This window comes from Acinetobacter defluvii (assembly GCF_001704615.3).
In the GTDB taxonomy this organism is placed as follows: domain Bacteria; phylum Pseudomonadota; class Gammaproteobacteria; order Pseudomonadales; family Moraxellaceae; genus Acinetobacter; species Acinetobacter defluvii.
This window is the reverse complement of record NZ_CP029397.2, coordinates 512,203-536,159: the sequence shown is the minus strand read 5'-3', so window position 1 is coordinate 536,159 and position 23,957 is coordinate 512,203. Positions and strand designations below refer to the sequence as shown.

The following is a 23,957-nucleotide window of genomic DNA, read 5'->3' as shown; positions in this document are numbered from 1 at the left end:
TGGTTTATTTTTTGTTAAATATATCACATTTATTTATAATTTCAGTAAATAAGCCACAAGATAACTTTACTGAGAATGAAAAATTTATTCGCTATTTTTTACCAGTTTTTTCAAAAACTCGTGCACCGTTCTTCTGCATCAACCACTCGCAGTCATGTTGCATCTACAAAAAGTGAAAATAAAATTTCGTATTCCGAAGATTTAATCCCTTCTTTAAAAAATGATCATCAGCAATTGATTGCACTGTATATTCAAATCGATCAACTCATTCAAACACAAAACTTTGATGATATTCAAACAGCTTTAGCCACCTTAAAAACTGAATTCAATCGTCACATCATGCAAGAAAATGTCAGTTTTTATTGCTATCTTGAGCAACAGTTTGCAGAAAATGAAAATCACTTAGAAACAGTGAAAGAGTATCGTAAAGAAATGAATGGCATTTCACATGCTTTTGTCATGTTTATTAAAAAGTGGCAAACTCAGGTAATTTCACATGAAAACCTAACCATTTTTCAAGCAGAATACGCTGCGATTGGTGAAGTATTAACACAGCGTATTCACAGTGAAGAAAATCAGCTTTATCCGCTTTATCAACCTTCCCTATGAATTGTAGCTGCTTGTCTTTTCAAGCGTTTTAGTATGATGGTCAACCACCACACTGATCATCATATCACCTTGCACATTGACCACCGTTCGCACCGTATCTAACAAGCGATCAATTGGCAATAAAATCGCAATTGCTTCTGCAGGTAAGCCCACAGATTGTAAAACCATAATCATAGTGACCATCCCTGCACTCGGGATACCTGGTGCACCGAGTGAAGCAATCATTGCAGTTAAACAGACAATAATTTGTTGCGCAATGCTTAAATCCAAGCCCATCAGATTTGCAATAAATAAGGCGGCAGCTGCTTCATATAAAGCTGTCCCATCCATATTGAGCTGTGTCCCAAGTGGAATGACAAAGCCTGCGGTTTGCGGACGTACACCCAAATTTTGCTGCGCACACTGCATAGACAATGGCATGGTCGCTGAACTAGAACTGGTTGCAAATGCGGTGATTAATGCTGCTCGTGCACCTTTGAAAAAGGTGATAGGACTCATTTCCCCAAAAACCCATAACAATAGTGGCAACACTACTGCCCCATGAAAAATCGTTGTGCCTGTCACCACCGCAGCAAACTCTGCCAAACGACTCAAAATCGAAATATCTTCTGTAGAAATGAGTTTTGCCAATAATGCAAAAATACCAATCGGTGCGAGTTTCATTACCCAACTCACCAAAAACATCATGACTTCAAAAAACTGTAAACTCAATACACGAATACTTTTAAATTTATCCCCACCTTTGACCAAAGCTGCACCCAAAAATAGTGCGAAGACCACCACTGCCAAGACATTGCCTTCCGCAAATGCTTTAAATGGGTTAATCAAGGTATTTTGAATAAAATTGGTAAAAAAAGAGCTTGGCGTTAATGTGTCTGGGGTTTGATGGTTAGTCATGGCATCTTGAAACAATGCAATATCTACGCCTTTACCCACATCAAATAAATGCGCACAAGTAAGACCTAAAATCAGTGCCAAAGTTGTGGTGGTTACACAACAAGCTAAAGTAATTTTCCATGTACGACTGAGCTGCCCACCTGCTTGTAGGTTAGAAACGCCGACCACAATTGAACTAAAAATCAGAGGGACGAGCAGCATTTTCAATAAGCCAATAAATATACTACTGGCAATGCCTAAGAGATAAATACTGCTGTCAAAAAATTGTGTAGCGGGAAACAGATTAAGTAAAAATCCAAATGCAACACCTAAAATTGCGGCAATTAAAATTTGCGTATTTAAGCTCATCTTCACTGACTATTTTTCTTTGCTTGCATGCACTATGCCATTGAAAGCATGAACAATCGAGCGTTTTTTTGTGACAAGTCTCATCTTAAAAATGCAAAAGCCATCAATCATGATGGCTTGTATAACGTTGTTATATTTTAACTTTATTGATTTTCTATTTCACGTACACGCATCAAGCCTTCTTGCACAGTACTGCATACCAGTTCGCCATTTTGCCACATACGCCCAAAGTTTAGCCCACGAGAATTAGCACTAATAGTTGCATCCATATCGTAAAGCATCCAATCATCCGCTTTTACAGTTTTATGGAAATAAATCGTATGATCAATACTGGCACATTGCAAACTTGGAGATAGATAGTTCAAACCATGCGGACGTAGTGCTGTCATCATTAACGTATAATCTGAGTAAAAAGCCACAATCGCTTGGTGTAATGCAATATCATCTGCCAAGGCAGGCGCAAGTTTGTCATGCGTGCGCAAATAATGCGCATATGAGGGTGCTTCTGGCTGAGGTTGAAAAGGATTGCTGATCGTGGTTGGACGAATTTCAACTTGGCGTGGACGCATAAATGCTGTACGAATATTTTCTGGAATAAAACTGACTAAATTCTCTTTTAATTCTTGCTCAGACTTTAACTCTTCAGGTTTTGGATATTGTGGCTCTGCAATTTGATAATCTAAACCATCCTCTGGCGTTGCAAAGGATACCATCGCTGAAAAAATCGTACGCCCATGTTGAATTGCTCGAACCTGACGGCTTAAAAAGCTTTTTCCATCACGTAGCTTATCTACTTCATAAATAATCGGTGCATTAATGTCACCCCCATACAGAAAATAAGCATGCAAAGAGTTCACGGGACGATCAGCAGTATATGACGCTGCACGCAATGCTTGACCCAAAACTTGCCCACCAAAAACTCGTTTACCTACGAGATTTCGGCTTTGCCCACGAAAAATATGCGCTTCAAGCTTTTCTAATGTGAGTAAATCAATGAGTTCTTGGGTTAAAGCATTCATATAAAACCTATTCTTATTTAGGCTGTAGTGAAGTAAAATTCACGACATACCTGAAAGCTGTGAGAATACTGAGTATTTTGCCATAATTTCAGAGTATTTTACTAAAGTTTCATAAACAATATCGTCACTTATTTTTTTGTTATAATTCTTCACTATACGATTTTTAACGATAAAACCGCATAGTATGATGATCCTTTGTCATAAAATAACACACGGTTTTTACAACGTTTTTAATTTTAGTTTTATTGCATCAACAGTATTTCTTAGGAACTAGGAGTCAATATGTCCAAGAATGGTTTTGGTCAAATATATCGTCGGCTTTCCAGTAAGCTACTTGACCTCGTGGTCACACCACATGTTCTTGGAGAAGTTCCTAGCACAGAAACTGCACTCTTAGATGATGATAATCAATCTGATATAACGACACAAACACAAAAACTCGTGTGTTATGTGTTACAAAATTATTCACGGAGTAATGCACTAGTTGTTGATGCAGAAACTCGTCGCCTAAACCTACAACCCGCACTTGATCCAATTGTGCTAGAAAATCACAAAGAAAAAGCTGCAGTTTTATTTTTACAAAATAATGATGATGCACAATTCTTAGGGCAACAATCCCATGCTTACCCACCTCGTTTAGTGCGTCTGATTGAGTTTATTGAAAAACATCCTGATGTAGACATTGAACTGATTCCTGTGACTGTTTTGTGGGGACGCTCACCAGATAAAGAAGATTCTTGGTTAAAACTTTTGTTTACAGACACTTGGGCGACCCCGAGTAAAGTCAAGCAGTTGATGAATATCGGCTTACATGGTCGTCAGTCTTTTCTTGAGTTTCATGAAGCAAAATCATTACGTGAATTAGTCGATTTTGCTAAAACGCAACATCCGAATATTTCACCCACAACCTATATTATTAACCAGTTGAATGACTATCTAGATCGTCAACGTGAAGTGATTCTTGGTCCTGACCTTTCTGACCGCCGTAACGTCATGCTGACTTTAATCAAGTCACCCGATGTACAAGATGCCATTCGTAAAGAAAGTATTCGCTCTAAAATCAGCATGATTGAAGCTGAACGTAAAGCGATTGGCTTTGTGAATGAAATCGCCTCTGATTATTCTTATTCAGCGATACGTTTTGCCGAAGTTGCACTGACACGTTTATGGACCCAACTTTATGATGGTGTTGAAGTACATAATTTCAGTACGGTACGTGAGTTGGCGAAAGACTATGAAATCATTTATACCCCATGTCATCGTAGTCATATCGATTATTTGTTGTTGTCGTATGTGATCTTTAAACGTGGCTTAATGGTGCCGTATATCGCTGCAGGTGATAATTTAAATATGCCATTTGTAGGTCAATTATTACGTGGTGGTGGGGCGTTCTTTATTCGTCGCTCATTCCGTGGTAATGCGCTTTATACGTCCGTATTTAAAGAATATTTATATAGTATTTTATCTCGCAATACACCTTTGGAATATTTTATTGAAGGTGGCCGTTCTCGTACTGGTCGTTTATTGCCGCCTAAAACAGGCATGTTGGCAATGACGGTACATGGTCATTTACGCGGTAAAACCAAACCGATCGCTTTTGTACCCACCTATATCGGTTATGAGCGCTTAATGGAAGGCGCAACCTATGTGGGGGAAATGAATGGTAAACCGAAGGAGTCAGAGTCTATTTTCGGTATTATTCAAACCTTGAAAAAGATTGAACGGATTTTTGGTAAAGTGCATGTCAACTTTGGGGAACCTGTTTTTCTAGATGATGTATTGAAAGCACATGGAGCTGATCAAGTTCAGATTGAACATAATGATGACCCGATTCCAGATCAAGTGTCTGATGCGGTAAATAGTTCAGCCCATATGATTTTGGAAAATATTAACCGTGCGGTCGTGATTAACCCCGTTTCGCTCTTGTCATTGATCTTATTGGCAACGCCTAAGCATACGTTAGATGAAGAGATTTGTGAAAAACAACTCGACACTTATCGCAAGCTATTAACCGCTTTGCCGTATGATGAACGCACACAAGTAACACCATTGTCTGGTAAAGAAATCATTGCTTATGGTCTAAAACTGAAACTGATTAAACGTGTTCAACACGTACTTGGCGATATTATCGCGATTGAAGACAATCAAGCCATTTTACTGACCTATTTCCGTAATAACATTTTACATGCCTTTGTTTTACCATCATTAATTGCTGCTTTGGTTGAGCATAATGGTAAAATCAGTAAGGTGGATTTACTCAATGTAATCCGTACCTTGTATCCATTCTTAAAAGCTGAATTATTTTTAAAGTGGAATAATAGTGAAATCAATGCACAAGTTTCTGAGTATGTGAATGCTTTGGCACAAGCAAATTTGATTTTTGTGGATGATGCAGACTTTATTTATAGTCCAACACCAAATTCAGAAGATCATAATCAGCTTGCAGTGTTGGCAGAGCCTGTGCGTCAAAGTCTTGAGCGTTATTACATGACTTTGGCGCTCATCACGCAACGTGGTTCGGGCAATATTTCAATTCGCCAGGTTGAAGAGCTGAGTCATCTTGTTGGTCAGCGTTTGTCTGTGTTGTATGAGTTCAATTCGCCAGAATTCTTTGATAAAGCCTTATTCCAAAGCTTTGTGAAAGTCTTAACTGAGCAAGGTTATATCAAGACCAATGAAGACAATGCGATTGTATTTGATGCGCAATTCCGTAATGTTGCACAATATGCCAACTTGGTGTTGGATGATGTGACTTTGCAAATGCTTCAACACATTACGTCGTTTACCGATGATGAATTAAAAGCTGCGTTAGATGCTTTAGCTGCGCAACAAGCGAAGAAGCGTTTAAAACGGAAGAAGAAGTAAGATTCAGAGACTTCCTCTCCTTTTAGGAGAGGTATCTTTTAATTGATTTATCTAAAATTAATGATAAAACCTAGAAAACACTAAAAAGCGACTTTTTTCTAAGTCGCTTTTTTATAGCAATATTTCAAATAAGTGATCAAATTCTATAGATTATCTTGATAGTATTTCGCATAGTGCCCATTATGTTAAATACAGTATTTTTTTATAGGAAAAATTAAAAATATTAACAATAGATTTATTACCTAAAAGATAAATTTTCTCTTATATATGCAGAATTTTTTTCATTATCAATAATTAATCTATCAGCATAGGCTTCTTGCATTACTTTGATTAATTGGTGTCTCTCCTCTCCTTTTAGTGGAATCTTATTGGGATCTAAAACTATTTCTCCAGCTAAGGTCATGTTGAATGTCATTTTTAAATTTTCTTTCTTAGTGTTATATGATAAAAAAGTATAATACTGCCCTATTGAAAATCTCATTTTTCCAAAATCGTTTTTTATAGGCTCCCCACCATAAAAGCTCATAATTTGAGTAGCTACTTGCATGCATTTTTCTGATGAAATATTTCCATTGTATTCATTAGTTGAGATATCCATTAAGAAATCACTAATGTCATTTATATCACCAAGATTTTCTATAATTTCATATAATTGATCAGCTATATGTACGATATTTTTATTAGAAAAAGAAGGTAAAGGATTCCAAACATGTCTGAGTAATGTCTGAATCGTTTGTGTTTGATACATGTTAAAAAATCGCTCAAAAGACAATAAAAGGTTTGGAATGATTTAAAATTAAGATTTTCTAAAATTAACATAATACACGTTATGCGAAATTCAATGTATTTATTGTTTAATAATCATAATTTTAAAATCCATCAAACAACTAAATTATCAATAGTTAAGCTATTTAAAGGATTTTTCTCGTTCCACGCTTATCATTTAAATAATGTTTCACAGATTTCATCAGATAGATTCAAATACAGTTTTATAAAACAGCCTGATCAATTAAAATAATTCTGTTACAACTTAAACCCATTCACTACTATTCTGCGTGCAAAAATCCTTTTCCCACTCTCCCTCTCACTCTCCAAAACCAACTCAGGCAACCCAAATTCTCGCTGAATCTTTAAAATCATTTCATGCAAAGGCTGGGGTTGATTATTGGTACAAATATAAGACTTTTCAGGATGTTCCACGTGAAGTAAATGCGCTAAGAAATTGGCAAGCTCATCGATATGAATCCGATTTGACCAATGAATATTGGGATACGTTTTTGTAGTTTCAGCTAACTTCAGCATTCTCACTGTAGACGTCCCATAAATCCCAGTTGGACGTACAATCACACATTCATTGGGATAAGCCTGCTGCCATAACTGTTCCATTTTTAAAAGTAAATGACCTTGTTCATCACTTGGAATCGCTGGTGAATCATCATTGATGATTTCACCGTTATTCTCACCGTAGACTCGTGTGGATGACACCACGATAATCCGTTTAATCGGATGATTGCTTAAAGCATTTACAATGGGTTGGACAGAATCCACATAAGTCTGCTGATACGATTCAACTGAACTTAAAGTCGTATGTCGAGATGGCGCAAGCAGGACATAAACCACATCAATAGATTTAATGTATGACAAATCAAGTTGCTGAATATCCTGAATCAAATGCTCAGCAAAATCATCCTCTTTCGGACTACGACTCACTGTGGTAATTTGGTGATCTTGTTGAAATAATTGTTTAGCAACACGCTGCGATGTTTTACCATAACCGATAAATAGAATATGCATCAAATGACCTATTCTGAACACTGATCCATCAAGATCAAATAAACCTAAGTTGAGGGGACATGGCTACCGTCCATCAATTGCAAGGGGTTGGCAATGCCGCCGCTGCTTTACTTGAAAAACTAAATATTTTCACCACAGACGATCTGCTGTTTCATTTACCACGTGACTATGAAGATCGTAGCACGATCATTGCCATGAACCAATTACAGGTTGGGCGTAGCTATCTCATGGAAGGCGTGGTCAAATCCATCGATATGCCCCCTGGAAAACGCAAATCGATGGCGATTTTGCTACAGGATGATTTCGGTAAAGTCACCTTACGTTTTTATCATATTTATAAAGCCCTGACAGACCGCGCTAAAGCAGGCAATCGTTTAAGAATCTTTGGTGAAGTCCGTGTCGGTGCGCGTGGTTTAGAGCTGTATCATCCTGAAATACAACTCATCACAGAACATACGCCTTTACCTCAGACTGAACTCACAGCCATTTACCCTGCAACCGATGGCTTAACCCAACCAAAACTGCGTGAATATATCAAACAAGCATTGAATCATCATGCCGATGATTTGCCTGAGTTACTACCAGAAAAATTCACCAATGGTTATGCGCTCAAACAAGCACTGGAATATATTCACCATCCCCCTGTGGATGCCAATATGTTGCAACTATCTCAAGGTTCACATCCTGCACAGCAACGCTTAATTTTTGAAGAGTTGGTGGCACATCAAATTAGTTTACTGACCCGTCGTGCTTATATTCAGCAAATCGCAGCACCGTCATTTTCCTACAGTAAAAGTTTTGCCAAACAACTTTTAGCAAGCCTACCTTTTGAAATGACCAATGCTCAAAAACGTGTCTCCAATGAAATTGCCAAAGATCTAAAACAAAACAAACCGATGCTACGCCTTGTACAAGGTGATGTAGGTGCAGGGAAAACCTTGGTTGCAGGCGTGGCAGCTTGTCATGCTTTGGAAGAAGGTTGGCAAGTGGCACTGATGGCACCAACTGAGATTTTAGCTGAACAGCATTATCTAAACTTTAAAAAATGGTTTGAGCCTTTGGGTTTAAATGTGTCTTGGCTTTCAGGCAAACAAAAAGGTAAAGCACGCACTGCCGCTGAACAAACTATTAAAGATGGTACGGCGAATGTCATCGTGGGAACGCATGCGCTTTTTCAGGACAATGTCGAATTTGCCAAATTGGGTTTAGTGATCATTGATGAGCAACATCGTTTTGGGGTCGATCAGCGTTTAGCATTGCGTAATAAAGGCGTGGACAATACCACACCGCACCAACTGGTCATGACGGCTACACCGATTCCTCGTACATTAGCCATGTCTGCTTATGGTGACTTGGATACTTCGGTGATTGATGAATTACCTCCCGGACGCACCCCGATTCAAACCGTGACCATTCCACTGGATCGTCGTGAAGAAGTTTTACAGCGCATCGCCAAAAACTGCGCTGAGGGTAAACAAGCTTATTGGGTATGTACACTGGTTGAGCAATCTGAAACTTTAGATGCACAAGCAGCTGAAGCCACTTATGCAGAAATTAAAGAGCGCTTTCCTAAACTAAATATCGGACTTGTGCATGGAAAAATGAAAGCTGATGAAAAACAATCCGTGATGCAGCAGTTTAAAGACAATGAATTACAGCTTTTGATTGCAACCACCGTGATTGAAGTCGGTGTCGATGTACCCAATGCCTCCATTATGGTGATTGAAAATGCGGAGCGTCTTGGACTTTCTCAGCTACACCAATTACGTGGTCGTGTCGGGCGTGGTGCAACAGCAAGTTTCTGCGCCTTGCTTTATAAAAATCCGCTGTCACAAAATGGACAAGAGCGTTTACGTATCATGCGTGAAACCAATGATGGTTTTATCATTGCAGAAAAGGATCTGGAAATACGTGGACCCGGTGAGTTACTTGGAACAAAGCAAACGGGGGATATGGGCTTTCGTGTCGCAAAACTTGAACGGGATGATCACCTCCTCAATCAAGCCCACCATGTCGCGCAACAAGTTTTAAAAGACTATCCCGAAAATGCAGAAGCATTACTGAAACGATGGTTACCTGAAGCACCGAGATATGCGTATGTATAAAACAATAAGGAAAAATTAAATGACTTACAATATCAACCGAGTACATTTTCAAAAACCTGAAAGCATTAATAGTAATTTTTTTCTTGTAGATGAAAAACAAACGAATTATCACAAAATTTTAATTGTTGCTTTTTTTGGTGAATATCCTGATGGTTCATCAGGAAATGAACATGGTGAATATATTGCAACAATAAGCATGCTCGGGTTACAAGCCTTCAACCCAAGTTGTATAATTTTAGATTTTAGAGAGCTTTTTTATCACTGGGGTGATTCAATACTTGACGTATTTGGAGATATTCACCAATTTAAAAATGATAAAACCAATCCTAATGAACCTCCTTTCCCAATTATCGTAGTATCTTCATCTAAGTCATCAGGATTACTCTCACTCATTACAGAATATGGTGAAAACCGACCTGATTGGCATTTCTTTGATATGGTTAAAGCAATAGACTATGCTATAGAAAAAGCAGAAGAATGGCTTGATTCATAACAAACATGATTCACTCCAAATAAAAATAGAGAAAATATAATGCTCTCATTCATTAACCAACTGTTCCACAAAGGCGTACAAAGCATCTCCCCTTGCCTACTCTGTGGCATTGACCGCCAACAACAGCATTCGCTTTGTAGCAACTGTTGGGAACAATTGCCGTGGTACAGACAACATATCCAGCGTCATGAACACAACATACTTTGCGCACATCACTATGACTTTCCGATTGATCGAATTATTCAAACTTACAAATACGAACAACAACTACAATATCAAAACCTTTTAGCGCATAGTTTACTGAATTTAAGAACTCCCAAAGTTCAAGCCATTGTGCCGATGCCCATTTCCACAGAACGACTAAAAGAACGTGGTTATAACCAAATGTTGATCATTGCCAATATCATGGCAAAAGAACTGAAAGTACCCGTTTGGCAACCCGTGATCCGAGCTGCACAACATTCACAAAAAGGCTTAAGCCGACTTGAACGATTAGAAAATATTGAAGATCAATTTCAAATCATTCAAACAGAAAAACGAAAACACAAAAAAGTACTGATTATTGATGATGTGGTCACAACAGGAAGTTCGATTCATGCCCTGAGCCAAGCTTTAGAAAAACTCGGCTGTCAGCAGATTTATACTGCATGTATTGCAGCAGGAGGAATTAAACAACGTTCTCAGCTTGAAGAATCTGCGACCAATTTCAAAGAGTATAATTAAACAAGATTTGCCTTACACCACGGAATCACAATCTCTTTGGTTAATGGTGCAAGCAAAGTTTGTTTATCATCCAAATCAATCCACTTCATCTCAGCAATTTCAGCATTAATTCGAGGGGCTTGGTGGAGATTGACCTGATACACATAACTGACCAATTGATGCCCTGCTTCATTGGCAGCTTGTGTTTCAAAACGTCCAACAAACTGTTCAATTTTGGCATTTGCTCCTATTTCTTCTTTAATTTCACGCAACATAGTTTGTTGAGGTTCTTCATTTGGCTCAAGTTTACCGCCCACTTGCATAAAGAATTGGGTATTTTTCTTGCGGACGAGCAACAATTGATTTTTTTCATTGAGAATGATTGCCGCAGCAACAGTAATAATATTCATGAGCATTAAAAAAACAAAAAACACAATATATTGTGATATTAACCTATTTAATATTCAATATATTGTGTTTAAATAAGGAGCATCCTGATTACTTATTTCTCAATTAATCAAAAGTCTTATCCTGATCTTCTAATTTTACTAGCTCTTCTCGGTCTTTTACGCCCCATTTTGGTTCAGGTGCTTGATAGTGTTCAAGTCGGTTTAAAATATCTTCTAAAGATGGTGAATGGATAAGTACGTCAGTAAATCGTGCTCGCGAAAAGCCTTTATCTGTCGTGAGTTGAATAAACTTTAATAAATCATCATAAAACCCTTCAACATTTAAAAATGCGCATGGTTTTAAATGAATACCCAATTGTGCCCATGTCCATTGTTCAAAAATCTCCTCAATCGTACCCGCCCCTCCTGGTAAAGCAATAAAACCATCCGAAAGCTCAGATATTTTGGTTTTGCGTTCATGCATATTTTTCACAATATAAAGCTCGGTTAGGTGCGGATGTGCCAGTTCACGGTCGACTAAACCCTGCGGAATAACCCCAATCACTTGCCCACCTGCTGCCAATGCACTATCTGCCACAATGCCCATTAAGCCAGAACGTCCACCGCCATAGACCAAAGTTTTACCTTGTCTGGCGATTGTTTCGCCAGTCAGTTTGGCAATATCTGCAAAGATTTGATCAGAACCTAACGATGAACCACAGAAAATTGCAATAGAATTCATAAATTTAACCTAGTTTTAATTTTACCATGCGAGTATCTTAGAGAACGGATTAAGATTTTTTTTACAAAAGAACAATGTAATCAGTGTTTTTCATGAAATCCTTGTCTAAAATACACGCATCAATTTAACGCTATACTGCGCAAGGGAGAAAAGACACTATGCTTGAAGCCTTTTATGCCACTGAGCGCGGTAGTTTGGAAGATGCCACCATTAACGGTGGATTTGATCTACACCCAGAACTGGTGTGGATTGATCTTATTGCACCTTCACAAGAAGAACAAGAATGGGTATTGGACGCTTACGCGCAAAACTTTCCAACACTCAAATCATTGGAAGACATTTCTTCATCTGCTCGATTTTATCGTGATGATGATGGTATTTTACATATCAGTACCTATTTTTTAACGAAAAATAAAAACTATCAAGTCGAGGGTGATCCTGAAGACTCAAGCAATATGCTTGCTACAGTACAAACAGTCGCTTTTATTTTGCATAAAGGTCGTTTGTTTACGCTACGTGGTGAAAAACTTGTGGCTTTTCGGGCGTTTCGAGCACGTGCTCGACGTAATGATTATGATATCGATTATAAAGATCCGACTTGGATTTTATTAGGTTTACTTGAAGCTAAACTCGATGAGCTTGCGGATATCTTAGAAGATGTCCACAAGGACTTAGAGTTATACTCTACCGAAGTTCTCAATGTGCGCCATCGTGAGCAAATTCTTGATCTTGATGACATGATTACCCGTCTTGCGCAAAAAGAAGATATGATTGGGAAAGCACAACTCTGTCTAATTGACTTACGTCGCGTCCTCACTTTTCTTTCTCGTCCACGTGCGTTAGGGAGTCATATTTATGATGCTGACATCCGAGAATTAAGCGAAGATGTTCGATCATTGGTAGAGCATGATGCTTTCTTATTTCAAAAAGTTCGCTTCTTGCTAGATACCACTTCTGGCTTCATTAACACTGAGCAGAATGACACGATTCGTCGATTCTCCATTTTACCCAGTATGCTTGCACCACCAATGCTGATTGCCAGTATTTATGGAATGAACACAGAAGTACTGCCTTTTGCACATGGTACAACCAGTTTTATTGTGGTGATTAGCATCTTGATTGCATTCTTTGTTGGTCCACTGATTTACTTCAGATGGAAAAAATGGATTTGATTTATTCCTTATGCATTTACTTATAAAAAAAGCACCATTGGGTGCTTTTTTTATTTGAATGACTTAAATTATTCAAATAAATCCTAATCATCTAAATATTTAAGTTTTTAAATAATCTTCAAAGCTGTCTACAATAATTAAATCTTCTAATAATTCTGGATTTTCATCAGTTATTATTTGAACACATTCCGAATTTGCAGTGACCAATAAAAGAGGAGCTGTTGGATAAGTCATAAACATCGGAAATTGTGAAATTAATTTATAAACCGACTGCTCCATATCAGCGCTACCACAAGGTCTAAAAATCGTGATACCTTTTACTGTCTGATCATCATTCAAAGTGATATCAAAATGACAATCACCATCCTCACCATAATCGAGTAAATAGTAATTTTCTGATTGTTCAAAAAAAATATGATCTTTCTCTAAACTTTTCCAATGTGGAGCAAAAATAGAAAGTACATTCTGCTTCATACATGAATCATCCATTGCAAAAATAAAATATTCAATGCTCATTTTTCTTTCTCATTATTTTAAGTATTTTCTAGTAAGTTATTTAAAAGAAAAGCACCTTTCGGTGCTTTTCAGTATTTACAATCAGATAATTTTTAAATCATCTTGTAAATGGCAGGCTTGGATGATCTTCATCATTTTTTCAGGAACAGCTTTAAACTGTAAACCTTGCTGGTTCGGTGTTTGACGTAACCATTGCACCAATACAGACAAAACTAAGGTGCTGCCGTGCTGTAAATTTGACAAATTTACAGTTAAAGGAAATTTATTTTCAGTCTGAATCATCTTCAAACCATTTAAATAAATTTGTTCAGCATTGTCATAGGCAATTTTACCACTGACATACATTTCCTGATCTTTAAATTCAATCACCCGACACCTACCTACTTATTTTTTATTTACGGCTGCATCTGCATCTGGCTCAAATGTTGCAATGGCTTTGTCAATATCGCCACCATTACGTTTTACGTTTGCAGCAAATTGATTGCGGAACTGCAAGCCTAGATCAATACCTGACACATTGATGTTACGGATTTTCCATTGTGAACCATGATCAGCCAACTGGAATGACACAGGGATTTTCTCGCCTTTGTTATTAAAGTCGATGGTTACCACTGGGTTTTTACTACCAGTATCTTTAAATGGACGCATTGTGTAAGTTTGGTTGGTGTATTTAGCAAAAGCTGAACCGTAGTTTTCAATCAAAGTATTACGGAAATTTTGCTCAAACTTAGCACGTTGTGCAGCATTACTGTATTGGTTTGTGGCATATGTCCCCATCACAATACGTGTAAATGCTTGACCGTCTACATATGGATCAAGGTTTTGACGTACAATCGCTTTTACCGCAGCAGGATTGCTTTGTAGTTTTGCATGATCCACTTTTAAACGTGAAATCAAGCCATCTGCTACACGCTTAATAAAAGCTGAAGGGGCTTCTGCAGGGGCAGCATTCGCAGCAGTTGCGACCATGGTTGCTAAAACTGTTGCTGTAAAAGTTTGTTTTAATAACATATTCATCTGTCAGTATTCCTCTGATGTTTATTCAACAAAAGATGTTTGTGCATCTGTTGCTTCATTCGACGCAGATGCACCTTGTGAACCTGATGCACCCTCTGATGATTTCCCTGCACCACCAGTAATAAATTTAGAAATAAGGTCTTCCAAATCCATTGTACCTTGCGTATTTGAAACGCTCTCACCACGTTTAACATAGTTTAAGCCACCACCTGGTACCACTTTGAGATATTTCTCTCCCAAGAGACCATTGGTTGCAACCATTATGTAAGCATCTTCATCGATACTTGTGATGGATTTCATGTTATTCAATAGTTGCTGTTCCATTTCTTTTTGTTTCTTTGGATCAGCAGCTTGATAGTCCGAACTATAACGCAACTCTTCTAAAGCATTTTGTTGCACAGTCTTTAATTGAGTAGGATTAAAACTGGTGAGAGAACCATCCAAATCGAATTTAACCGTTGCTAAGCGTGTCACAGGATCAAGTGAAATAGAATCAACCTGTCCAATTTTCACACCGCTCATGGTCACTTTCGCACGCGGCTTAAGTCCATTCACATTGTCAAAAGTAGCAGTCATTGTATAACTATCTTTGAGATTAGTACCGACCAAACCACTGACTTTCATTGCCAAGAAAAATAGAGCAACACCGAAAATAATAACAAAAATACCTACGGCCAGCTCACTAGTACGTGATTTCATTAAACCCCTCCGAACATGACCGCAGTCAACACGAAATCAAAACCTAATACACATAATGATGAATACACAACAGTACGTGTCGTAGATGTTGCGATACCTTCAGATGTTGGTACACAGGCGTAGCCTTGATATACTGCAATCCAAGTACAAATTAATGCAAAAACAAAACTTTTGATAATGGTGCCATTGAGTACATCTTTTCCGAATTGGACGCTACTTTGCATTCCACTCCAAAAAGAACCTTCATCGACACCTAAAAAGTCAACACCCACCATTTTTCCGCCCATAATACCAATTGCAGCGAAAATCACGGAAAGCATGGGTAAACTCACAATACCTGCCCATAAGCGTGGAGAAACGATTCGTTTTAAAGGATCAACCCCGATCATTTCCATACTAGAAAGTTGCTCGGTGGCTTTCATCAAACCAATTTCAGCAGTCAGAGCTGAGCCTGCACGTCCAGCAAAAAGTAAAGCGGCAACCACAGGTGCAAGCTCACGTAACAAGGTCAATGACACCATCGTTCCAAGCATTGCCTCAGAACCAATATTGACTAAAATCGAGTAGCCTTGTAAACCAATCACCAAACCAATAAATAAACCAGATACTGCCGTGATCAAAAGTGAAAGCACACCCACACGATACATCTGATAAATAAAAAGTTTCACGCCCAATAACGAAGGCATAGAGAATAAAATGCGCAGCAACATCTGCGTTGCAACCCCTATTCCCTGAACACGTTCTAAAACGCGTCTACCTAATAAGGCAATAGCATTCATGAACGTACCTCATTGCTTAAATAAGCCTGATGACTAAATTGATAATCAACAGGCCCTTCGATTGAACCTGTTAAAAATTGTTGTACAAATGCGGAAGCATGTTGTTTTAATTCAGCTGGTGTACCTTCACCTTGCACTTTTCCTTCAGCCACCACATAAATATAGTCCGCAATGGATAATGTTTCATCCACATCATGCGACACAATAATCGTCGTTAAATCCAATGCTTCACGTAATGAACGAATTAAACGCGTCAAAACCCCTTTAACAATCGGGTCTTGTCCTGCAAAGGGTTCATCATACATAATCAAATCGGGATCTAAGGCAATGGCACGTGCCAAAGCTACACGGCGATTCATCCCGCCAGAAAGTTCTGATGGCATCAGCTTTTCAGCACCACGTAAACCGACTGATTCTAATTTTAATGCGACTAATTCTGCAATCAAGTTTTCAGGCAATTTGGTATGTGCGCGAAGCGGAAAGGCGACATTTTCATACACAGTCATGTCTGTAAATAACGCACCACTTTGGAATAACATTCCCATACGTGCACGCGCTGTAAACAACTCATTACGAGACATGGTTGCAATATTTTTACCATCCAGCAGCACTTCACCTTGGTCAGGTGTTAACTGTCCTCCGATCAAACGCAGCAAAGTAGTTTTACCTGTTCCAGATGGTCCCATAATTGCGGTAATTTGCCCACGACGAATTTTTAAATTCACATTGTCATAAATGACACGTTCCCCTCTGTTAAAGCTTAAATTTTTTATTTCGATTAAAGCTTGTGCATCGAGAAGTGATTGATTATTCATAGCTGAACATTTTCCTGCATTCAACAGCTCGCATACTATACTCTGAATTCAAGAATTTTGTTGTAATTAAAGATAAAGAACGGGTTCTAATTTTTACAAAATAAAAACTTAACGATATTTTTATGAGAATAATTCAACAGATTATTGTTTATTTTTTATCTATTCAAGTTTTAAAATTTGGCTCAAATTAGGCTACTGTAAATAAAATACGCAATGTTTGAGATGAGTAATATCGAAAAGATATATAGCATAATTTCTCCATAATTTTGTTTAATCACAAATACACCCCCCTATGTAAAGATAGGCATATTAACATTAATGTGATTAAAATCACAAATATTAAAATTAATGTCAGAAAATTATCCACAAAAAAAAACCAGCATAAATGCTGGTTTTTAAAATCAATTAGGATCTTAGTCGTTAAATTTACGACGACGATCGCCACCTTCACGACGTGGACGATCTTCACCGAATGAACGCTTAGGACGGTCATCACCAAAAGAACGTTGCGGACGATCGGCACCAAAATCACGACGTGGGCGATCTTCACCAAATGAACGTTTAGGGCGATCACCAAAACCACCTTCACGGCGTGGTTTGTAATCTACACGGTTGCCACGGTTGTCATCATTCGAGTCAAAACGTGGTTTATCATTAAAACCACCTTCACGGCGTGGACGATCATTATTGAACTCGCGACGTGGACGATCTTCAAAACCACCTTCACGGCGTGGGCGGTCATTGTTAAACTCGCGGCGTGGACGATCCTCAAAGCCACCTTCACGACGTGGACGGTCATTATTAAACTCACGACGTGGACGATCTTCACCAAATGCTGGACGTTCACCACGTGGTTTGTCATCAAAATTACGACGTGGACGATCTTCAAAACCACCTTCGCGACGTTTAAAATTGCTTTCGCCTTCGAAACGACGACCACCATCACGACCACGACCACCGCCGAAGCCACGACCGCCATCACGACCACGACCACCGCCATTGCGACCACGACCATCACGGCTACCACGTGCAGGTGGTGGAGATGGCTCTAAACCTTCGATTTCAGACACGTCTAAACGTGTTTCTAGATAATCTTCTAAAGCACGGATTTTACCGCGTTCACGATAAGTCGCCAATGTAATCGCTTTACCTGTACGACCTGCACGACCTGTACGACCGATACGGTGTACATAGTCTTCGTTTTTCATTGGAAGACCAAAGTTAATCACGTGCGAAATCGTAGGTACGTCTAAACCACGTGCTGCAACGTCAGTTGCAACTAAGATTTTTGCACGACCTTCGCGGATACTGCGTAAACGACGGTTACGAACTGTTTGCGGCATTGCACCGTGGAGCGCAACAACAGAAAGACCCGCTTCTGTTAATTCTTCAGCAAGCATATCTGTGTCTTCTTGAGTAGACGCAAATACCACTGCTTGATCCAAATCTTCTTCATTTAACCAATGGGTAAGCAATTTTTTCTTATGCTCAAAGCCATCTGTCCAATGTAAAGTTTGGGTAATATCTGTATTAGTAGAATGTCCTGTTTCAATCGCAATACGCTCAGGATCATTCATCATGCGTTCAGCAAGGTTAATGATACGTGGTGCAAATGTTGCAGAGAACATTAATGTTTGTTTACGGTTTGCAGCTAAGTCGCTAATTGCTTCTAGGTCTTCAGAGAAACCTAAGTCAAGCATACGGTCAGCTTCGTCCACAATTAAAGAATCAACTTTATCAAGTTTGATCTGACGACGATTAACAAGGTCAAGTAAACGACCTGGCGTTGCAACAACAACTTGCGCGCCTTTTAATTGTTGAATTTGTTTACCAAATGGCATACCACCCATGATTGCAGCGATACGAACACCTTTCATGTGACGTACAAATGCAATTGCGTCTTGACACACTTGTTGTGCAAGTTCACGCGTTGGAGAAATCACCAAAATATTAGGTTGTGTTACTGCTTTCATGCGTTCTTTAAAAGGAACAAATGTGTCTTGTCCTGCTAAAACGTTTAATGTTGGCAATAAAAAAGCTGCTGTTTTACCAGAACCAGTTTGGCTAGATACTAAAAGGTCTTTACCTTCTAAAGCCGCTGGAATTGATTGTTCTTGAACAGGTGTAGGTGTAGTAAAACCAAGAGATTCGAGTGCTTTATGTAATGACTCGTCTAAAGGAAAATCAGCAAAAGTTTTGCTCATAGAGACTTTCACCCGAATGTGGGTGCTCCATTTAAATATATGATCTGATGGACATCGGCAAAAAGCGGCACAGCAATAATCGCTGAAAATATAGAATCAGCGGCGATCCGAGAACGACGATGCGTATAACGCACACATGATTACAGCCGCAACCTGAAGGAATCGCTTAGGCGATTGGGTGGGGCGCGAAATATTGTCCTCTCTTTGGACCGGACGCGCATACACAATATAGAAGAGAAATGTTCAGGTAATGAACGAATTTAGTGCGTGCGCAGAGTATAGCAGAATTTAAAATAATGTCACGCAGTTTTATTGTTTTTCCTGTGAGTGATTTTTCCATATCCACTTTTCATAATATCTATAGATATACTTCATTCAAATAAATGAATTTAAATCCATTGATTCTACAAACCCACTCACTCACAATCTCAACAATTCAAGAAGTAGCAAAAAATGGAACACATTTATGCAAGAACAAGAAATTTATCAAAAAATCGGTGAGCTTTTGTGGTCAATCATGCCTGAGGAAGCAACTGACATATATTTTTTAGGGTGTGTTTATCCTGACTATTCAGCAGGAGGAGCTGAATGGCTAACACCCAACAATAAAATTAGTAGCTTTGTAATGGGCAAGAGACCTTATGATATCGAAGATCAAATCATGAATTTAATTGAAGGATTGAGAAGCCTTACAAATTTTAAAGAAAAGTGGTCACATTTTAAATTTTCACTCAATAATAATACTATTTTTAATGCAGAGTTTGATTACATTCCTAGAGAAGATAGTTGGGTAAATTTATATATGCGACGAGTAAGTGATTTAAAATTGGAAGAGCTAGATGAATACAATATTCCATTCGAAGAATGGGAAATGCGTATTAAGCTCAGAGAACAAAACAAAGCATAAATTAGCAAATTCTAAGACATAAAAAAGCCTTCACTACTATGAAGGCTTTTCAAAACTCAAACTACAAAAGCATAAATTACTTCGCAGCTTCACCCCAAGCAGGAACAACTTGTTGCATCAATGGTTTTAACATTTTCATAGAACATGCGATCACTTGACCGTTTTCCATAGAATCAGAACCACCACGTGCATCCACCACTGTACCGCCTGCTTCTTTCACGATGAGCTCGCCTGCAGCGATATCCCAAGGTTTCAAACCCAGTTCAAAATAACCGTCTAAACGACCTGCAGCCACATATGCCAAGTCCAATGCAGCAGAACCAGCACGGCGATATTGCGCACCTGCTTCTGTTACATTCAATAATGAATCAAAATGGTTTTTCGCATATGAAACCACTTCACCATTACGGATTTTACGGAATGCATGACCAACACCCATGAAAGTATTTTCAAGGCTGTCTTTAACATTTACACGGATACGGCGTTGGTTCAACATTGCACCGCGACCACGGCTTGCAGAGAATAACTCATCTTTCACAGGGTCATAAATAACACCGTGTTGTGTAATACCTTTATGTTGAACAGCGATAGATACGCAGAAATGAGGGAAACCATTGATAAAGTTTAAAGTACCATCCAAAGGATCAATCACCCAACACCAATCAGCGTCATGACCTTTACCTTCTTGCAGACCAAACTCTTCACCAAGGAAGCTGTGATTTTTATAACTTTTACGAAGCGTATCAATCGTCAACTGCTCAATGTAGCGATCTACACGTGTTACAGGACCATCGATACCTTTTTCTTCGACTTGTAGATCGAGTTTATGACGATTTTGATGCGCTTTTAAAAGCTCTTGACCAACTAATTGAGCCGCACGCGCAGCCATCACCACCATAGGTTCCATTGAACACCCACTACAAATTTGAAGATACTGATAAAGAATAATGCATAAAAGCCCGACCATTTTAACAAATAATCAGGCTGAAAGGGAAATTTTGTTTCTAAACTTTTAAATATGCCATTTAACTTGCTGTTAAATATGCTGAATCATCTTTAACCATGCTTGCTCAATTGAGTTTTGAATGCCTTGCGCATCCAAACCACAAGTTTGCAACATTTCAGCATGTGACGCTTGTGCAAGAAACGCATCAGGTAAACCTAGATTCAGCATCGGTTTAACAATCTGTGCTTGCGCTAAAAATTCATTTACCGCACTACCCGCACCTGCCATTACTGCATGTTCTTCTACAGTGACAAACAAACTGGTTTTTTCAGCCAAATCTCGAATGATTTGTTCATCCAGTGGTTTCACAAAACGCATATTAATCACACGAACTGCGATCTCTAAGTGTTCAGCCAGTTTTCTTGCAGCCTCAATAGCCACGCCGACCCGACTACCAAAAGCGAGAATACTAATACATTCCTCATGCTCAAGGTTAAACTCAGCAACAATTTCAGCTTTCCCAATTTCCAGTGGAGTGAGTTGCTTTTGAATTTCAACGCCTAAACCATTGCCACGTGGATAACGCACTGCGGTTGGACCTTGGTGCAAATACGCAGTGTGTAGCATTTGACGACATTCATTTTCGTCTTTTGGTGCCATGATCACCATATTGGGTACGGTACGCATAAACGCATAATCATACGCACCTGCATGCGTAGGTCCATCTTCACCGACCAGACCTGCACGGTCAATCCCAAAAGTCACATCCAAATTTTGTAAAGCAACATCGTGAATCAGTTGGTCATAGCCACGTTGCAAGAAAGTCGAATAGATTGCAACCACAGGTTTTAAACCTTCACATGCCATGCCTGCAGCCAAAGTTACCGCATGCTGTTCAGCAATCGCAACATCGAAGTAACGCTCAGGAAATTGTTTGGCAAATTGCACCATGCCTGAACCCTCACACATGGCAGGTGTAATAGCTAAAAGACGTTCATCTTGTGCTGCCTCATCACATAACCATTGTCCAAATACATCCGAATATTTTGGTGCTATATTTTGACTTGGTGTGGCATTAATTTTGCCAATCGCATGGTATTTGATTTGATCAGCTTCGGCAGGTGCAAAACCTTTACCTTTCACTGTATAAATGTGAATTAAGCGTGGTCCTTTACGTTTTTTGAGTGCATTGAATACTTGTACAAGTTGATCAACGTCATGCCCATCAAAAGGACCAAAATAATCAAAACCAATCGCTTTAAATAAGTTGTCTGCGGCATCTGTAGCAGATTGGTGCAAACGAGAGGTATATGTCCATTCAGGGCATTCTTGGATAAAAGCTTGACCTTGCTCATCAATATTTACAAACTGACCTTTTTCCCAAATAGCGGCTAAGTGCTTGGCAAAACCACCCGTACTGCAGGAGATCGACATATCATTGTCATTTAAAATGACCATCAAATCAGCATTATGGGCAACCGCATCATTCATTGCTTCAAATGCCATACCCGCAGTCATTGCACCATCCCCGACAATGGCAACAACTTCACGTGGTGTATTTTGATAGCGACTTGCCAAAGCCATTCCAAGTCCTGCTGAGATCGCAGTAGAGGAATGCCCAACACCAAAGGTATCGAACTCAGATTCTTCACGGGCAGGAAATGCCGCCAGCCCCTCTTTGGCACGAATGGTAGTAATTTGTTCTCGACGACCAGTTAAGACTTTGTGTGGATACGCTTGATGCCCCACATCCCAAACTAGACGATCGTATGGCGTATTAAAACAATAATGCAAAGCCACACTCAGTTCGATCACGCCAAGATTTGCACCAAAATGCCCACCGCTTTGACCAGCAGCATAGATAATATATTGACGTAACTCATCCGCGACTTGTGCCAATTGGTCTTGCGCAAGTTGACGCAATTGTTGAGGATGGTCAATCCCATTTAACAATGGCGTAACAGGACGTTGACTTGGTATTTCGGTATACAACATATGTGGCAAAGCCTTCTTAAGCCTGGCAAATCCTAAGCTAGGTAACGGGTTAGCGTAATTGTGAGAACGAATAATATCACATTCGAACGGCCACATTTATAGTAGTGCCGATTTGAATCATTTCAATTCAGCATATATTTGTGCTGCGATTATCCTGAATAATCTTAGTACTTATCAACCATTATCGTGTTGTTTATACAAAAAAGAAATTATTCTGTATAAATTCATGGTTCACGAATATAGCAATGCCCTAGCATTACGCTATACTTTAGCCAATTTATCAGAAATTGATGGAAGAAACTGTGCCTATTGAGTTTGTTGCAACATCAAAATTACCAACTGCTTTTGGTGATTTTAAAATCACCGTATTTCAAGACCCTAAAACTGGTGAAGAGCATGTCGCACTTTCAAAAGGCTTAGACCTTCCCCCAACCACACCCGTTTTGGTTCGCATTCATTCTGAATGTTTAACAGGTGATGCTTTTGGTTCACTCAAATGCGACTGTGGACCACAACTGCACAACACAATGCAAATGATTAATGATGAAGGTCAAGGCGTGATTTTATATTTGCGTCAGGAAGGTCGTGGGATTGGGCTGACCAATAAAATCCGTGCTTATGCCTTGCAAGATCAGGGGCATGATACGGTGGATGCGAACTTGTTGTTAAATTTGCCTGCTGATGCACGTACTTACGACATGTGTAGCATTATGCTCAATCACTTACACGTTCAACAAGTCAAACTCATCACCAATAATCCTTTAAAATTAAAGGCATTAACAGATTTAGGCATTGCTGTGGTAGATCGTGTACCTTTGACAGTTGGTTTAAATAAATTTAATGAAGATTATTTAAAAACCAAACATGATCGTATGGCACATATGTATGATCAGGATGATTTTTAAGTCATCACCTTTTCAACAGTACTTTTCTAGAAGATTGAT

The 23,957-nt window shown here is 38.9% G+C and carries 23 protein-coding genes; 8 read left to right on the top strand and 15 right to left on the bottom strand.

Annotated elements, in window-relative coordinates; translation table 11 throughout:
* Positions 1–120: 120 nt before the first annotated feature.
* Entirely contained in the window at positions 121–609 is a 489-nt protein-coding gene (locus DJ533_RS04870) for a hemerythrin domain-containing protein (protein ID WP_171488533.1), read from the top strand.
* On the opposite strand, the gene DJ533_RS04865 is transcribed toward DJ533_RS04870, so the two are convergent.
* Both DJ533_RS04865 and DJ533_RS04860 read right to left on the bottom strand, forming a co-directional pair.
* On the bottom strand, positions 604–1,854 hold the full coding sequence (locus tag DJ533_RS04865; RefSeq protein WP_065994083.1) for a dicarboxylate/amino acid:cation symporter: 1,251 nt from the start codon (positions 1,852–1,854) through the stop codon (positions 604–606). The two genes, DJ533_RS04870 and DJ533_RS04865, sit on opposite strands and share 6 nt — an antisense overlap.
* A 143-nt stretch (positions 1,855–1,997) precedes the next feature.
* Complete coding sequence (locus tag DJ533_RS04860; protein WP_065994082.1) at positions 1,998–2,873, bottom strand: acyl-CoA thioesterase; 876 nt, start codon at positions 2,871–2,873, stop codon at positions 1,998–2,000.
* A gap of 282 nt (positions 2,874–3,155) precedes the next feature.
* Here DJ533_RS04860 and plsB point away from each other — a divergent pair, with 282 nt between their 5' ends.
* On the top strand, positions 3,156–5,738 hold the full coding sequence (plsB, locus tag DJ533_RS04855; protein WP_065994081.1) for a glycerol-3-phosphate 1-O-acyltransferase PlsB: 2,583 nt from the start codon (positions 3,156–3,158) through the stop codon (positions 5,736–5,738).
* Positions 5,739–5,976: 238 nt separating this feature from the next.
* Here the strand turns inward: plsB and DJ533_RS04850 are convergent, their stop codons facing one another.
* Both DJ533_RS04850 and DJ533_RS04845 read right to left on the bottom strand, forming a co-directional pair.
* Positions 5,977–6,486, bottom strand: a complete 510-nt coding sequence (locus DJ533_RS04850) for a hypothetical protein (protein WP_065994080.1) — start codon at positions 6,484–6,486, stop codon at positions 5,977–5,979.
* 275 nt (positions 6,487–6,761) lie between these two features.
* Positions 6,762–7,532, bottom strand: coding sequence for an NAD(P)H-binding protein (locus tag DJ533_RS04845; protein ID WP_065994079.1), 771 nt, complete (start codon positions 7,530–7,532; stop codon positions 6,762–6,764).
* Positions 7,533–7,591: 59 nt separating this feature from the next.
* Here DJ533_RS04845 and recG point away from each other — a divergent pair, with 59 nt between their 5' ends.
* The 3 genes from recG to DJ533_RS04830 are packed head-to-tail and all read left to right on the top strand — an operon-like array spanning position 7,592 to position 10,853.
* On the top strand, positions 7,592–9,637 hold the full coding sequence (gene recG, locus DJ533_RS04840; protein WP_065994078.1) for an ATP-dependent DNA helicase RecG: 2,046 nt from the start codon (positions 7,592–7,594) through the stop codon (positions 9,635–9,637).
* A gap of 19 nt (positions 9,638–9,656) precedes the next feature.
* Positions 9,657–10,130: a hypothetical protein gene (locus DJ533_RS04835; protein WP_065994077.1), complete on the top strand. Its 474-nt coding sequence runs from the start codon at positions 9,657–9,659 to the stop codon at positions 10,128–10,130.
* Positions 10,131–10,169: 39 nt separating this feature from the next.
* Entirely contained in the window at positions 10,170–10,853 is a 684-nt protein-coding gene (locus tag DJ533_RS04830; RefSeq protein ID WP_065994076.1) for a ComF family protein, read from the top strand.
* Here DJ533_RS04830 and DJ533_RS04825 read toward each other — a convergent pair.
* Together DJ533_RS04825 and DJ533_RS04820 are read right to left on the bottom strand one after the other, a co-directional pair.
* Complete coding sequence (locus tag DJ533_RS04825) at positions 10,850–11,242, bottom strand: NUDIX hydrolase (protein WP_065994129.1); 393 nt, start codon at positions 11,240–11,242, stop codon at positions 10,850–10,852. The two genes, DJ533_RS04830 and DJ533_RS04825, sit on opposite strands and share 4 nt — an antisense overlap.
* Before the next feature lie 103 nt (positions 11,243–11,345).
* Complete coding sequence (locus DJ533_RS04820) at positions 11,346–11,963, bottom strand: LOG family protein (RefSeq protein ID WP_065994075.1); 618 nt, start codon at positions 11,961–11,963, stop codon at positions 11,346–11,348.
* A gap of 158 nt (positions 11,964–12,121) precedes the next feature.
* On the opposite strand from DJ533_RS04820, the gene DJ533_RS04815 reads away from it, so the two are divergent.
* Positions 12,122–13,135 (top strand): magnesium and cobalt transport protein CorA, encoded by a 1,014-nt coding sequence (locus DJ533_RS04815; protein WP_065994074.1) that lies wholly within the window; start codon positions 12,122–12,124, stop codon positions 13,133–13,135.
* A gap of 99 nt (positions 13,136–13,234) precedes the next feature.
* On the opposite strand, the gene DJ533_RS04810 is transcribed toward DJ533_RS04815, so the two are convergent.
* The 7 genes from DJ533_RS04810 to DJ533_RS04780 form a co-directional block, all read right to left on the bottom strand.
* On the bottom strand, positions 13,235–13,651 hold the full coding sequence (locus DJ533_RS04810; RefSeq protein ID WP_065994073.1) for a hypothetical protein: 417 nt from the start codon (positions 13,649–13,651) through the stop codon (positions 13,235–13,237).
* 81 nt (positions 13,652–13,732) lie between these two features.
* Positions 13,733–14,020: an STAS domain-containing protein gene (locus tag DJ533_RS04805; protein WP_065994072.1), complete on the bottom strand. Its 288-nt coding sequence runs from the start codon at positions 14,018–14,020 to the stop codon at positions 13,733–13,735.
* Positions 14,021–14,035: 15 nt separating this feature from the next.
* A complete protein-coding gene (locus DJ533_RS04800; protein WP_065994071.1) occupies positions 14,036–14,668 on the bottom strand; it encodes an MlaC/ttg2D family ABC transporter substrate-binding protein in 633 nt (210 codons plus the stop codon).
* Positions 14,669–14,689: 21 nt separating this feature from the next.
* The gene (gene mlaD, locus DJ533_RS04795; RefSeq protein WP_065994070.1) at positions 14,690–15,367 is read right to left on the bottom strand and encodes an outer membrane lipid asymmetry maintenance protein MlaD; all 678 of its coding nucleotides are present in this window, start codon (positions 15,365–15,367) and stop codon (positions 14,690–14,692) included.
* Positions 15,367–16,146 (bottom strand): lipid asymmetry maintenance ABC transporter permease subunit MlaE, encoded by a 780-nt coding sequence (mlaE, locus tag DJ533_RS04790; protein ID WP_065994069.1) that lies wholly within the window; start codon positions 16,144–16,146, stop codon positions 15,367–15,369. The genes mlaD and mlaE overlap by 1 nt, the downstream gene beginning before the upstream one ends.
* Positions 16,143–16,961, bottom strand: a complete 819-nt coding sequence (locus tag DJ533_RS04785) for an ABC transporter ATP-binding protein (protein WP_065994068.1) — start codon at positions 16,959–16,961, stop codon at positions 16,143–16,145. The genes mlaE and DJ533_RS04785 overlap by 4 nt, the downstream gene beginning before the upstream one ends.
* 413 nt (positions 16,962–17,374) lie before the next feature.
* Positions 17,375–19,165, bottom strand: coding sequence for a DEAD/DEAH box helicase (locus tag DJ533_RS04780; protein ID WP_065994067.1), 1,791 nt, complete (start codon positions 19,163–19,165; stop codon positions 17,375–17,377).
* Between the two features lie 466 nt (positions 19,166–19,631).
* On the opposite strand from DJ533_RS04780, the gene DJ533_RS04775 reads away from it, so the two are divergent.
* Positions 19,632–20,072 (top strand): immunity protein YezG family protein, encoded by a 441-nt coding sequence (locus tag DJ533_RS04775; RefSeq protein WP_065994066.1) that lies wholly within the window; start codon positions 19,632–19,634, stop codon positions 20,070–20,072.
* Between the two features lie 76 nt (positions 20,073–20,148).
* Here the strand turns inward: DJ533_RS04775 and DJ533_RS04770 are convergent, their stop codons facing one another.
* Both DJ533_RS04770 and dxs read right to left on the bottom strand, forming a co-directional pair.
* On the bottom strand, positions 20,149–20,979 hold the full coding sequence (locus DJ533_RS04770) for an inositol monophosphatase family protein (RefSeq protein WP_065994065.1): 831 nt from the start codon (positions 20,977–20,979) through the stop codon (positions 20,149–20,151).
* 129 nt (positions 20,980–21,108) lie between these two features.
* Positions 21,109–23,013, bottom strand: a complete 1,905-nt coding sequence (gene dxs / locus DJ533_RS04765; RefSeq protein ID WP_065994064.1) for a 1-deoxy-D-xylulose-5-phosphate synthase — start codon at positions 23,011–23,013, stop codon at positions 21,109–21,111.
* Between the two features lie 302 nt (positions 23,014–23,315).
* On the opposite strand from dxs, the gene ribA reads away from it, so the two are divergent.
* Complete coding sequence (gene ribA / locus DJ533_RS04760; RefSeq protein WP_171488532.1) at positions 23,316–23,918, top strand: GTP cyclohydrolase II; 603 nt, start codon at positions 23,316–23,318, stop codon at positions 23,916–23,918.
* Positions 23,919–23,957: the final 39 nt, after the last annotated feature.